This window comes from Azospirillum sp. A29, from assembly GCF_042604625.1.
GTDB classification, from domain to species: domain Bacteria; phylum Pseudomonadota; class Alphaproteobacteria; order Azospirillales; family Azospirillaceae; genus Azospirillum; species Azospirillum palustre.
This window is the reverse complement of record NZ_CP170460.1, coordinates 492,949-506,133: the sequence shown is the minus strand read 5'-3', so window position 1 is coordinate 506,133 and position 13,185 is coordinate 492,949. Positions and strand designations below refer to the sequence as shown.

The following is a 13,185-nucleotide window of genomic DNA, read 5'->3' as shown; positions in this document are numbered from 1 at the left end:
GAATGGCGCGCAAACTTCCCCACAAGGATGTGGTGATCGTCGGCCTCGGCTGGACCGGCTCGATCATCGCGAACGAACTGTGCGACGAAGGGCTGGACGTGGTGGCGCTGGAGCGCGGCCCCTGGCGCGACACCGCCACCGACTTCAACATCGGCTATGCCCCGGACGAGCTGCGCTACAACTCGCGCCAGGAACTGATGCTGCGCCCGGCGCAGACGACGGTGACCGCCCGCAACAACGCCGATCAGACGGCGCTGCCGATGCGGCAGTTCGGCTCCTTCCATCCCGGCAACGGCGTCGGCGGTGCCGGCGTGCACTGGGCCGGCATCACCTGGCGGTTCTCGCCCGCCGACTTCCGGCTGCGCTCTCATTTTACCGAGCGTTATGGCGCTCAGGCCATACCGGATGACATGACGATCCAGGACTGGGGCCTGACCTACGAGGACATGGAGCCCTATTACGACAGGTTCGAGTATCTGGCCGGCGTGTCGGGCAAGGCCGGCAACCTGAACGGCCAGATCCAGGAGGGCGGCAATCCGTTCGAAGGGCCGCGCAAGCGCGAGTTTCCCAACCCGCCGATGATGCAGACCTACGGCCCCACCCTGTTCGCCGAGGCGGCGGCCAAGATGGGCTACAAGCCCTTCCCGATCCCGTCCTCGCTGCTGTCGCGCACCTACACCAACCCGCTGGGCGTGACGATGGGGCAATGCACCTTCTGCGGCTTCTGCACCAATTACGGCTGCGCCAACTATTCGAAGGCGAGCGCCCAGACGACCGTGCTGCCGGTGCTGATGCGCAAGTCCAACTTCGAGCTGCGCACCCTGTGCGAGGTGCTGAAGGTCAATCTGGATTCCACCGGCAAGAAGGCGACCGGCGTCACCTATGTCGACACCTCGGGCGAAGAGCTGGAGCAGACGGCCGATCTGGTGATCCTCTGCGCCTTCATGCTGGACAATGTGCGGCTGATGCTGCTGTCCGGCATCGGCAAGCCTTACGACGTCAGCACCGGCACCGGCGTGGTGGGGCGGAATTTCTGCTACCAGATGGCCAATCAGGTCGTCGGCTTCTTCGATCCCGCCAAATACAACTTCAACAACTTCATCGGCGGCGGCGCCACCGGCATGGCGATCGACGAGCTGAACAACGACAATTTCGACCATGGGCCGTTGGGCTTCCTCGGCGGCGGCAGCACGCGCTGCGCCCCCATCGGGGCGGAGCCGATCTCCAAGCGACCGACGCCGCCGGGCACCCCGGCCTGGGGATCGGGCTGGAAGAAGGCGATGCGGGACAGCTATCTCAGCAATCTCAGCGTCGGCTGCGAGGCCAGCAGCTATGCCAACCGCGGCAATTTCCTCGACCTCGATCCCACCTACACCGACCGTCTCGGCCGGCCGCTGATGCGCATCACCTTCGACTTCCCCGAGAACGACGTGAAGATGTCGGCCTACGTCACCAAGAAGGTGGCGGAGATCGTCCGCGCCATGGGGGCGCAGCAGAGCGTCGAGTATCCGCGCACCGGACCTTGGTCGACGGTTCCCTACCAGTCCACCCATGTGGTCGGCGGCACGGCGATGGGTGCCGATCCCTCCACCAGCGTGGTGAACCCGTTCCTGCAAAGCTGGGACGTGCCGAACGTCTTCACCGTCGGGGCGAATGTCTTTCCGCAGAATTCGGGCTTCAACCCGACCGGAACGGTGGGGGCGCTGGCCTTCCGCGCGGCGGACGCGATCCGCAGCCGTTACCTGAAATCCCCCGGCCCCTTGGTGCACGCATGACCAGGAACCGTCTCGCCATCGCCGCGGCCCTGCTGGTCACGGCGTCATTCAGCGTCATTGCCGCCGTCATGGCGCCCGCCCTCGCCGACGACCAGGACTTCACCCTGATCGAGCGCGGCCGCTATGTCGCCACCGCCGCCGACTGCGTCGCCTGCCACAGCGTGCCGGGCGGCAAGCCCTATGCCGGAGGAACGGCCTTGCAGACGCCTTTCGGCACGCTGGTCGCCCCCAACATCACGCCGGACCGCGAGACCGGCATCGGCAACTGGACCGAGGAGGATCTGCGGCGAACCCTGCGCGAGGGCGTCGGCCGCGGCGGCAAGCGGCTCTACCCCGCGATGCCCTATCCCGCCTACACCCGGATGACCGACGACGACATTCACGCGCTGTGGGTCTATCTCCAGACGCTGGAGCCGGTGAGCAACGCGGTGGAAGCCAATCAGCTGCCCTTCCCCTTCAACATCCGGCTGCTGATGGCGGGCTGGAACCTGCTGAATTTCGAACCTTCAAGCTTCAAGCCCGACCCGCAGAAGTCGGAGGAGTGGAACCGCGGCGCCTATCTGGTCCAGGCGCTCGGCCATTGCGGCACCTGTCACACGCCGAAGAGCGCGCTGGGCGCCGACGACAACGACCGTGCCTTGCAGGGGGCCAACCTCCAGGCCTGGTATGCACCGTCGATCACCGCGGACAAGCGGCAGGGCATCGGCAACTGGTCGGTGGACCAGCTGACCGCCTATCTGAAGACCGGGGCGAACCACCAGTCGCTCGCCTCCGGCCCGATGGCGGAGGAGATCCAGAACTCCAGCTCCAAGATGACCGATGCCGATCTCAAGGCCATCGCGACCTATCTGCTCGACCGGAAGCCGCCCGCGGGGAAGGCGCCGACGCCGCTGGCGGCGGATGACGCGCGGATGAAGACGGGCGGGGCGGTCTATACCGACACTTGCATGGCCTGCCACGGCGGCGACGGCAAGGGCCAGACCTTCCTGTTCCCGACGCTGGCAGGCAGCGGTCTGGTGCAGGCCGACGATCCGGCGACGCTGATCCGGCTGGTGCTGGACGGCTCCCGCGCGGTGGCGACCGCCGACCGTCCGACCGGACCGGCGATGCCGCCGCTCGGCTGGCGGCTGACCGATGCCGACGTGGCGGCGGTCGTCACCTACATCCGCAACAGCTGGAGCAATGCCGCCCCGCCGGTCAGCGCCGGGGATGTGGCGAAGGTGCGCAAGACGCTGGCCCAGGCGAACTGACGGGGGCGGGGCAGCGGCGGCGAACCGGCCGCCGCTGCCCTTTCTCCGGGACGATGAAGGCGTCGCACCGTCTCTGGCGATTTGCGTCGTCATGGTGGACACTGAGCGCCAGTCGAAGATGGACCGGGACCGATGGAATGAGCGGGTGGCGGAGCGTGCCGGCGTCGTGGGTGGCGCGGAACCGGTCCAAGCTGGTGCATGCCTTGCGGATGACCGCCTCCACCCTCGCAACCTTCGCGCTGGCGGAGGTGCTGGGTCTGTCGCAGGGCTTCTGGGCCGTCATCACCGCACTGATCGTCACTCAAAGCAATGTCGGCGGCTCGCTGAAGGCGGCGCTGGACCGCTTCGTCGGATCGCTGGTCGGCGTGGCCTATGGCGGGGCGATCGCCATGCTGATCCCGCACACGGACGGGCTGGCGCGTGCCGCAGCGCTGCTCGCGGCGGTGGCGCCGCTGTCCTACTTGGCCGCCAAGTCGGCCGGCTTCCGTATCGCGCCGATCACCGCGATCATCGTGCTACTGGGCAGCGCCGGGGCCAGCCTCGGCCCGCTCAGCTTCGCCACCGACCGCATGCTGGAGGTCGGGCTCGGCTGCATCGTTGGGATCCTGGTGTCGCTGCTGGTGGTGCCGGCCCGCGCCTCGCGCTCCGTGCTGGAGACGGCGGCGGAGGCGGCGCGGCTGATGGCCGAGCAGTTGGATGCGCTTGCCGTCGCCGACGACGCTTCCCAGGCCGTCATGAACCGGCTGGTGGTGCGGACCCGGCAAGCCCTGACCCGGCTGGAAACCCTGGTGGGCGAGGCTGCGCGGGAGCGGCGGAGCCGGCTGGCCGACATGCCCGACCCCGATCCGCTGCTGCGCACGCTGATGCGGTTGCGGCATGACGTGGTGATGCTGCGCCGGGCGGTGGGGGAGCCCCGGCAGGATATCGCCGACCGCGACGTCTGCCCCGACTGGACACCGGTCGCGGCGGCGGGCGCATCAACCCTGCGTGGTCTGGCCGACGCCCTCGCCACCGGCCAGCCGCCCGACCGCTCGACGGCACTCGCCGATGCGCTGGCGGGCTATCGGGCCGGCATCGACCGCACGCGGGCGGAAAGGCGGACGCGCGATATGCCGACCGACTGGCTGTGGCGGATGTTCGGCACCGGCTTCGCGCTGGAGCAGTTCCGCCGCAACCTGGACGACCTCGTCGAACGGACGGCGGACTTCGCCGCCCATCGGTAGACGGTCGGTGCAACGGCGAAAGGGCCGGCACCGCGAGGATGCCCGCCCTGGCCGTTTCAACAAGTCCGGGCTTGCCCGCTCAGCGGTCGCCCAGATCGTGTTCGATCTCGGTCACCAGCCGTTCGGCGCAGTGCAGCGCCCGCCGGCGGTCGTCGTCGCTCATCCCCTGCATCGGGTCGGACTGGGCCGGAAAGGACTCCGACCGGCAGAGCCGGCGGCCCGAGGCGCAGACCATCACTTCATAGTGGCGGCTGTCCTCGTTGAACAGGCACTCGGACTCGAAGCCCTTGGCGTCGGTTTCGGCCCACATGATCGTCTTGCTCATCGTCCGGCTCCTTTTGGTCTGGGTCGGGCTGGTGTTATCTGGCGTTCGCCATGGCGACGGCGGTGTCGGCCATCCGGTTGGAGAAGCCCCACTCGTTATCGTACCATGCCATGACGCGGACGAAATTGCCGTCGATGACCTTGGTCTCGTTCAGCGCGAAGATCGAGCTGTGCGGGTCGTGGTTGAAGTCGGTCGAAACCAGATCCTCGGTGTAGGCCTCCAGCACGCCCTTCAGCGGGCCGTTGGCGGCGTCGGAGATCGCTTTGGTGATCTCCTCGACCGAGGTGGCGCGCTTGGACGTGAACTTGAAGTCGACGACCGACACGTTCGGGGTCGGAACGCGCATGGCGGTGCCGTCCAGCTTGCCCTTCAGCTCCGGCAGAACCTTGCCGACGGCCTTGGCCGCACCGGTCGAGGTCGGGATCATGTTCAGGGCCGCGGCGCGGGCGCGGTGCAGGTCCTTGTGGTTGGTGTCGACGATCCGCTGGTCACCCGTGTAGGAGTGGATCGTCGTCATGAAGCCCTTTTCGATGCCGACCAGATTGTTCAGCACGAAGGCCACCGGGGCCAGGCAGTTGGTGGTGCAGGACGCGTTGGAGACGATCCGATGCTCGGCGGTCAGCTTGTCGTGGTTGACGCCGTAGACGACGGTGATGTCCTCGTCGGTCGCCGGAGCCGAGATCAGCACCTTCTCGGCGCCGGCTTCCAGATGCTTGGCGGCATCGGCGCGCTTGGTGAAGATGCCCGAGCATTCCATGGCGATCTGGACGCCCAGATCCTTCCACGGCAGCTTGGCCGGGTCACGCTCCTGCACGACCTTGATGGAGTGGCCGTTGACGATCAGCACGCCATTTCCGTTTTCATCGGCACCGGTCTCGATGGTGCCGGGGAAGCGGCCGTGGACGCTGTCGTACTTCAGCAGGTGGGCGTTGGCCTTCAGATCGGCGAGGTCGTTGATCGCCACGACCTCCACGTCCTTGCGGCCGCTCTCGTAGATGGCGCGCAGAACCAGACGGCCGATGCGGCCGAACCCATTGATCGCTACCCGTACAGCCATGATGTGCTCCAGTCGTTCGGTTGCGGTCCCGTGCCGGTTGGGGCGGAGACCTGATTCAACCGGGAAATGCGGGTTTCAGTCCGCAGGAATTGCAATTTAAGGGAGTGCTTTTGCGTTCACGCAGGGACGGCGCGGGGTGGGGGCATCCAGCCACGCCGGCAGGGCGTCGCGGCTGGTCAGCTCGCTGAAGCGGTCCTCCACCCCGGCGGCAGCCAGGGCGGCGATGGTGTCGTCACCGGCCGCCACCGACCGCAGGCCGGCATCGCGGGTGCGCCGGGCGATGAACCACGCGAGCGCATTGGTGCCGCCGTCGAAGGGGGCGATTTCATAAACCCCGAGCGGTCCCGTCCACACCACGGTGTGGGCGCCCTCGACGCAGGCGGTCAGCCGCGCCGCCGTCGCCGGCCCGATGTCGAGCACCATGTCCTCCGGCCCGATGGCGGCGCAGGGGACGACGCGGTCCTCCACCCCGTTTTTCGCTTCGGTCGCCACCACCACGTCGACTGGCAGCAGCAGCTCGCAACCGCAGGCCTTCGCCCGGTCCAGCAGCTTGCGGGCCTCGTCGATCAGCCCGTAATCGCACAGCGAGGCGCCCATGTCGGTGCCGGTCGCCGCCAGGACGGTGTTGGCGACGCCGCCGCCCAGCGCCAGAACGTCGACCCGCGTCACCAGCCGGATCAGCAGATCCAGCTTGGCGGACAGCTTCGCACCGCCGACGATGGCGCAGACCGCGTGGTCGGATCGTCCCGCCTTGCGGGCGGGGGTGAACAGGGTTGACTGCGCCGGCCCGCTCGCATCACGACCACCCGTGATCAGATGCAGCCGGCCGGTCAGTCGGGGGGCCAGATTGCCTCGGACATCGGTCGTAAGCATGATGCTTGTCCTTTCCTTCGAACCAGTCTTGTTCTTCGTTCTTTGCTGTTCAGGCGGTCCGGATAGGTCCGGGCCCCGAGTGTGTCGTGCAAGGCTTCGGTGGGTACGCCGCGGCGCGGCGGGTTTCGCGGTAGAGGATCAACAGCCCGCTGCCGATCACCACGGTGGCGCCGACGATCACATGCGGGGCCGGCACGTCACCCCAGACCAGCCAGCCGAGGATCGTCGCGTAGATCAGGCTGGCATAGCTGAAGGGGCTGACCACCACCGCCCGGGCCAGCGAATAGGCCCGCGTGCTAAAATACTGTGCCCCGCCGCCGGCGATCCCCATTCCCGCCATCAGCGCCAGCGCATGGCCGTCCGGCGTCGTCCAGCCGAACGGCAGGGCCAGCGCGCTGAGCAGGGTCGAGACCACGGTGAAATAGAAAACCGTCGTCACCGGCTTCTCCGTGCGGCCCAGCTGGCGCATGGCGATCATCGCCAGCGCGTAGCAGACGGCGGCGGTCAGCGCCACCAGCGACCCGCGGTCGATCATCTCGGCGCCGGGCTGGACCATGATCAGCACCCCGGCGAAGCCGACCGCCACCGCACCCCAGCGGAAGGCGCCGACCCTCTCCCCCAGCAGCGGAACCGAGAGGGCGGTGAGGAACAGCGGGGCGGAGTAGGAGATCGCCACCGCATTGGCCAGCGGCATCAGGTGATAGGCCCAGAACAGCAGCGCCATCGATGCCAGCCCGACGATGGCCCGCCACAGATGCCCCTGCCAATAGTCGGTGTGCAGGCAGCTCCGCCCGCCCGCCGCGACGACCATGGCGACCGCCGGCAGCAGGGCGAACAGGTTGCGGAAGAAGGTGACCTCGCCCAGTGGATAGTTCTCCGCCAGGATCTTGGCGAGTGCGTTCATGATGGTCATCAGGGCCATCGCCAGCAGCATCGACAGGATGCCGAGCCGGACGTTTTCCGGCGGTTTGGCGGCGGCGCTCGTAGGGACCTGTTCCATGATGACGCTTTCCTGCCCGGAGAGGTCTCCCTCTCCCGTTCTGGGAGAGGGAGAATTGCCGGCGTCTGCTGCGCTTACGCTGCCTGTTCCAACTGCTCTGCTGCAATCACGCCCAGCGTGTGGCGGGCGATCATCCGTTCCTCGTCGGTCGGGATGATGAAGACCGGCACGCGGCTCTCCTGGGCGGAGATGCGGGTCGCCTTGGCCCGGTTGGCCGCCGGGTCGATGGCGACGCCGAGCCAGGACAGCTTCTCCGCCACCCGCGACCGCACCAGCGTGGAGTTCTCGCCGACGCCGGCGGTGAAGACCACCGCGTCCAGCCCGCCCATCGAGCCGGCCAGCGCCGCCACCTGCTTGGCGACGTTGTGGCAGAACAGCTCCACCGCCTCGGCAGCGGCCGGCAGGTCGGAGCTTTCCAGGTCGCGCATGTCGTTGGAAATGCCCGAGACGCCCAGCATGCCCGACTTGTGGTAGAGCAGCTTCTCCAGCTCGTCGGCGCCGTAGCCCTTCTCGCGCATCAGATAGATCAGCACACCGGGATCGATGGTGCCCGGCCGGGTGCCCATCGGCACGCCGTCCAGCGCGGTGAAGCCCATGGTGGTGTCGACGCTGTGCCCGCCGCGCATGGCGCACAGGCTGGCGCCGCTGCCGAGATGGCAGACCACCACATGGGCGTCGGCCAGTTCCGGCGCCACCTGGGGCAGGCGGTGGGCGATGTACTCGTAGCTCAGCCCGTGGAAACCGTAACGGCGGATGCCCTCCGCCGTCAGTTCGCGCGGGAGGGCGAAGGTCTGCGACTGCCAGGGTTGGGTCTGGTGGAAGGCGGTGTCGAAGCAGGCGACCTGCGGCAGCGACGGGTAGACCTGGGCCAGCGCCCGCATGGCGGCGATGTTGTGCGGCTCATGCAGGGGAGCGAGCGGGATCAGCTCCTCCAACTGGTCGAGCACCGCCGGGGTGACGCGGACGGGAGCCGAGAAGCGGGTGCCGCCGTGGACGACGCGGTGGCCGGCGGCCACCAGCGTGGCGCCCTTCAGCGTGTCGCCGATCCAGTCGAGCAGATGGTGGAGCAGCTCTGGGCGGCCCGGATTCTCCCCGTCGGCCCAGCTGTGGTCGGCGATCTTGTGGCGGGCGGCATCCTTCGCCTCGAAGCGGGGCGCGGTGCCGATGCCGGAGATCTGGCCGGTAACGACCGGCTCGATCTCGGTGGCGCTGCCACCCTGGAAGACGCAGAATTTCAGGCTGGAGGAACCCGCATTGATGACGAGGCAGGCATCCTCGCTGGAGTTTGACAGTGCGACCATGACGGGGATGTCCTATTCAGCGGCCAGCGCGAGCTTCGGCTGGCGTTTGGCAGCGGCGACCAGCGAGGCGACGGCGCAGGAAGCGAGCCGGGCCCGCACATTGTCAGCGCGGCTGGTGAGGATGACCGGCACCTTGGCGCCCAGCACGATGCCGGCGAGGTCGGCATTCGCCAGGAAGGACAGCTGCTTGACCAGCATGTTGCCGGCCTCCAGATCGGGCGCAAGCAGGATGTCCGGCTGGCCGGCGACCGGGGAGACGATGCCCTTGGTGCGGGCGGCTTCGGCGGAGATGGCGTTGTCGAAGGCCAGCGGGCCGTCGAGAATGCCGCCGGTGATCTGGCCGCGGTCGGCCATCTTGCAGAGTGCTGCCGCTTCCAGCGTGGTGTTGATCTTCGGGTTGATCGTCTCGACCGCCGACAGGATGGCGACGCGCGGTGTGGCGACGCCCAGCACCTTGGCAAGGTCGATGGCGTTCTGGACGATGTGGACCTTGTCCTCCAGCGTCGGGTAGATGTTGATCGCCGCGTCGGTGATCAGCAGCGTCTTGGAGTAGGTCGGCACATTCATCAGGAAGACGTGGCTGATGCGGCTGGCGGTGCGCAGGCCGGTTTCCTTCTTCACCACCTCGCCCATCAACTCGTCGGTGTGCAGGCTGCCCTTCATCACCGCTTCGGCCTCGCCGGTGCGGGCCAGCGCCACGGCGGCTGCCGCGGCGGCGCGGCTGTGGGCGGCGTCGACGATGCGGTAACGGGCGATGTCCAGCCCGCCGGCCGCGGCGACCTTGCGGATGAGCGCTTCCGGCCCGACCAGGATCGGCTCGATCAGCCCGGCCTCTGCCGCCTCGACGGCGCCCTGGAGCGAGCTGGCATCACAGGGATAGGCCACGGCGGTGACGACCGGCGGCAGCTCGTCGCACTTGGCGAGCAGGGCGTCGTGCTTGTCGTGGCGGATCATCTGGATCTGCGGCAGCTCATGCGCCGGGCGGATGACCTTCTGCGTCGGGGCGACGACCTCGGCGGTGCCCAGCACGACGATCTCGCCATCCTGGTTGGTGCAGACGCAGTCGAAGACGACGAGGTTCTTGGCCGGGCGCTTCTCGATCACGGTGACGGTGGCGGTGACGATGTCGCCCAAGCCCACCGGGCGGCGGAACTGCAGGCTTTGGCCGGCATAAAGCGAGCCGGCGCCCGGCAGATAGGTGCCCAGCACGCCCGAGATCAGCGAGCCCGACCACATGCCGGGACCGATCACCTTCTGGAACCGGCTGTCGGCGGCGAATTTCGGGTCGAGATGGGCCGGGTTGATGTTGCCCGACACGGTGGCGAACAGCTCCACATCCATCAGGGTGAGCTGGCGCGACAGGCTGGCCGACTGGCCGATCTGGATTTCGTCGAAGGTCACATTCTCGACGACGGCGCAGGCGCCGTTGCCGGAAGCTTCACCACTGGCACGCATTTTTGAACACTCCGGTTGACCGGGTCGAGCGAGCGGCCCGTTTTCTTCGGTCCGAAGGGGCGGCGTCGGGAGGGGACGGAAAGGGAGGCCGTCCAGTGTGTCGTCCGAGGTCGTCGCCCGTTTTGCGCCAGCGTTCTGCGCCGCGCCGGGAACCTTAGATATATTAATATATTAACTGTGCATCGCAACATGGAACCGTCGAAAAGCCCGGCCCTTGACACTATGCCGCAGGTGGCTCGGAGCCGATTTCTGCGGGATGGCCGGGCGGGGCTTCCCCCTCCTCCCGGGGAGAGACGGGAGGAGGGGGCACAACGGCGGGACGTCTCAGCGATCAAGGGCGCCCGCCGCCCGTCCTTGAAGTCCCTTCAGGGGCAGTCCTTGCCGTCGTGATCGCCTCTCCGGGGGCAGGAGAGGGGGCGGAGGATTGCCGGGCAGGGGACTTCAGGAAGCTCGTGGAACTCAGGCCTTGAGGATGCCGCGGCCGGCGAAGCGGGCTGCGACGCCGAGCTGCTCCTCGATGCGGATCAACTGGTTGTACTTGGCCAGACGGTCCGAACGGCTGAGAGAGCCGGTCTTGATCTGGCCGCAGTTGGTGGCGACCGCCAGATCGGCGATGGTGCTGTCCTCGGTCTCGCCCGAGCGGTGCGACAGCACGGCGGTGTAGCCGGCCTTGTGCGCCATATCGACCGCTTCCAGCGTCTCCGACAGCGTGCCGATCTGGTTCACCTTCACCAGGATCGAGTTGGCGACGCCTTGGCGGATGCCTTGGGCCAGACGCTTCGGATTGGTGACGAACAGGTCGTCGCCGACCAGCTGAACCTTGCTGCCGATGGCGTCGGTCAGCGCCTTCCAGCCTTCCCAGTCGTCTTCCGCCATGCCGTCCTCGATCGAGATGATCGGGTAGCGGCCGGCCAGATCGGCCCAGTAGGCGACCATCTGCTCGGGCGACAGCGACTTGCCTTCACCGGCCAGCTCATACTTGCCGTTCTTGAAGAACTCGGTCGAGGCGGCGTCGAGCGCCAGCATGACATCGTCGCCCGGCTTGTAGCCGGCGGCCTCGATCGCCTTCATGACGAAGCCAAGCGCCTCGTCGGTCGACCCGATGTTGGGGGCGAAGCCGCCCTCGTCGCCGACATTGGTGTTGTGGCCGGCGTCCTTCAGCTTCTTCTTCAGCGACTGGAAGATCTCGGAACCCATGCGGATGGCGTCGGCGCCGGTCTCGGCGCCCACCGGCATGATCATGAATTCCTGGATGTCGATGGGGTTATCGGCATGGGCGCCGCCGTTGATGATGTTCATCATCGGCACCGGCAGCAGCGAGGCGAAGGCGCCGCCGACATAGCGGTAGAGCGGCAGGCCGGCATCCTCGGCGGCGGCGCGGGCGACCGCCAGCGACACGCCCAGGATCGCGTTGGCGCCGAGCCGGCCCTTGTTCTCCGTGCCGTCGATCTCGATCATCGTCATGTCGAGCACGCGCTGGTCGGCGGCATCCATGCCGACCAGCGCCTTGACCAGTTCGCCGTTGACCGACTGAACGGCCTTCAGCACGCCCTTGCCGCCGAAGCGGGACTTGTCGCCGTCGCGCAACTCGACCGCCTCATGGGCGCCGGTGGAGGCGCCCGACGGCACCGCGGCGCGGCCAAAGGCGCCGGTCTCAAGGCTGACGTCGACTTCGACGGTGGGATTGCCGCGGCTGTCCAGAATTTCGCGGGCGCGGATTTCGGTGATGGCGCTCATGGGAAGGGATGTCCCGTTTCTTGAGGGAATGACAGTTCGCAGACGTGTCGGGAGGGATTTTGAAAGGCCCGCGCTCAGCGCAGCTTGGGGCGCCGGTAGATGAACCAGTAGACGGCACCCACCATCACCGCTCCGCCGATCCAGTTGCCGAGCGTGACCGCGGCGAGGTTGACCAGATAATGGCCGACCGGGATGGACGGGGCGGCACGGCCGAGGTCGTGCCAGAAGCTGTCCGGCGCGCCCCATTCGATCAGCAGGCCGAGCGGGACGAAATACATGTTGGCGACGCAGTGCTCGAAGCCGGCGGCGACGAAGGCGGCGACCGGGAAGGTGATCGCCAGGATCTTGTCGCCGACGCTGCGGGCACCGAGCGCCAGCCAGACGGCGAGGCAGACCAGGACGTTGCAGAGAATGCCGAGGAAGAAGGCCTGGGTCGTCGGCAGCGAACTCTTCGCCACCGCGAAATACAGCGCCGAGGCCCCGACTGCGCCATGGCCGAAGGTATATTGTCCGGACAGGAAGACCAGCAGGGCAGTGCCGGCGGCGCCGACGAAATTGCCGATCCAGACCGTGGTCCACACCCGCATCATCTCGCGGGCATGCAACCGGCCGCTGGCCCAGGCCATCACCATCAGCGCGTCGCCGGTGAACAGCTGCGCGCCGCCGACGATCACCAGGATCAGCCCCATGGAAAAGACCAGACCGCCCAGCAGCCGGGTCACCCCATAGGGCAGCATGCCCTCGGCGCCCGACATGGTGACGGTGGCGAACAGGCCGCCCATGGCGATGAAGGCACCGGCAAGAACCGCCAGGGCGAACAGGGTGGGAGTGTCGTAATGTGCCTTCTTGACGCCGAGATTCTCGGCGGCGAGCGCGATGGCATCGGGCATCAGTGCGTCGAGAGTTTGCGGGGTGGGCTGGCTCCAGCCTCCCACATCCTTGCTGTCCATGTTCATCGGTCGATGTCCTCGCTGCCGCGCATCGGTGCAGGCCCGTCGGCGGGTTTCGCTCCCGTCATGTAGCTTTACTACATACTCCTGTCGGGAGGAGGCTGGCAAGCGCATCGCCTGAGCAATTCGGTCGCAGGGTAGGGGCGGGGATTGCTAGAGAGGTCATAGAATAACAAGGAATTTAAAGGGCGAAGGCAGCGGCTACCGCGTCACATGCGTCTCTGTAGTGTTGCTACATC

Annotated in this window: 11 protein-coding genes; 3 read left to right on the top strand and 8 right to left on the bottom strand. The window is 67.4% G+C overall.

Annotated elements, in window-relative coordinates; genetic code table 11:
- Window positions 1-2 precede the first annotated feature (2 nt).
- The 3 genes from ABNQ38_RS02215 to ABNQ38_RS02205 all read left to right on the top strand — a co-directional run bounded on the left by ABNQ38_RS02215 (window position 3) and on the right by ABNQ38_RS02205 (window position 4,248).
- Window positions 3-1,775: a GMC family oxidoreductase gene (locus ABNQ38_RS02215; RefSeq protein ID WP_377805470.1), complete on the top strand. Its 1,773-nt coding sequence runs from the start codon at window positions 3-5 to the stop codon at window positions 1,773-1,775.
- Window positions 1,772-3,025 carry a c-type cytochrome gene (locus tag ABNQ38_RS02210; protein ID WP_377805469.1) on the top strand — a complete coding sequence of 418 codons (1,254 nt, stop codon included), beginning with the start codon at window positions 1,772-1,774 and terminating at the stop codon, window positions 3,023-3,025. Before ABNQ38_RS02215 ends, ABNQ38_RS02210 begins: the two co-directional genes overlap by 4 nt.
- A gap of 137 nt (window positions 3,026-3,162) precedes the next feature.
- Window positions 3,163-4,248, top strand: coding sequence for an aromatic acid exporter family protein (locus tag ABNQ38_RS02205; RefSeq protein ID WP_377805468.1), 1,086 nt, complete (start codon window positions 3,163-3,165; stop codon window positions 4,246-4,248).
- A 79-nt stretch (window positions 4,249-4,327) separates the two neighbouring features.
- Here ABNQ38_RS02205 and ABNQ38_RS02200 read toward each other — a convergent pair whose 3' ends face one another.
- The 8 genes from ABNQ38_RS02200 to ABNQ38_RS02165 form a co-directional block, all read right to left on the bottom strand.
- Entirely contained in the window at window positions 4,328-4,573 is a 246-nt protein-coding gene (locus tag ABNQ38_RS02200) for a hypothetical protein (RefSeq protein WP_377805467.1), read from the bottom strand.
- 34 nt (window positions 4,574-4,607) lie between these two features.
- The gene (gene gap, locus ABNQ38_RS02195) at window positions 4,608-5,630 is read right to left on the bottom strand and encodes a type I glyceraldehyde-3-phosphate dehydrogenase (protein WP_377805466.1); all 1,023 of its coding nucleotides are present in this window, start codon (window positions 5,628-5,630) and stop codon (window positions 4,608-4,610) included.
- Window positions 5,631-5,726: 96 nt separating this feature from the next.
- Window positions 5,727-6,503, bottom strand: coding sequence for a phosphoglycerate kinase (pgk, locus tag ABNQ38_RS02190; protein ID WP_377805465.1), 777 nt, complete (start codon window positions 6,501-6,503; stop codon window positions 5,727-5,729).
- Between the two features lie 49 nt (window positions 6,504-6,552).
- A complete protein-coding gene (locus tag ABNQ38_RS02185; protein ID WP_377805464.1) occupies window positions 6,553-7,503 on the bottom strand; it encodes a DMT family transporter in 951 nt (316 codons plus the stop codon).
- A gap of 74 nt (window positions 7,504-7,577) precedes the next feature.
- Complete coding sequence (locus tag ABNQ38_RS02180) at window positions 7,578-8,804, bottom strand: acetate/propionate family kinase (RefSeq protein WP_377805463.1); 1,227 nt, start codon at window positions 8,802-8,804, stop codon at window positions 7,578-7,580.
- Between the two features lie 12 nt (window positions 8,805-8,816).
- Window positions 8,817-10,259: a bifunctional enoyl-CoA hydratase/phosphate acetyltransferase gene (locus ABNQ38_RS02175; RefSeq protein ID WP_377805462.1), complete on the bottom strand. Its 1,443-nt coding sequence runs from the start codon at window positions 10,257-10,259 to the stop codon at window positions 8,817-8,819.
- Window positions 10,260-10,718: 459 nt separating this feature from the next.
- The gene (eno, locus tag ABNQ38_RS02170; protein WP_377805461.1) at window positions 10,719-11,996 is read right to left on the bottom strand and encodes a phosphopyruvate hydratase; all 1,278 of its coding nucleotides are present in this window, start codon (window positions 11,994-11,996) and stop codon (window positions 10,719-10,721) included.
- 74 nt (window positions 11,997-12,070) lie between these two features.
- On the bottom strand, window positions 12,071-12,952 hold the full coding sequence (locus tag ABNQ38_RS02165; RefSeq protein ID WP_109048921.1) for a formate/nitrite transporter family protein: 882 nt from the start codon (window positions 12,950-12,952) through the stop codon (window positions 12,071-12,073).
- Window positions 12,953-13,185 lie beyond the last annotated feature (233 nt).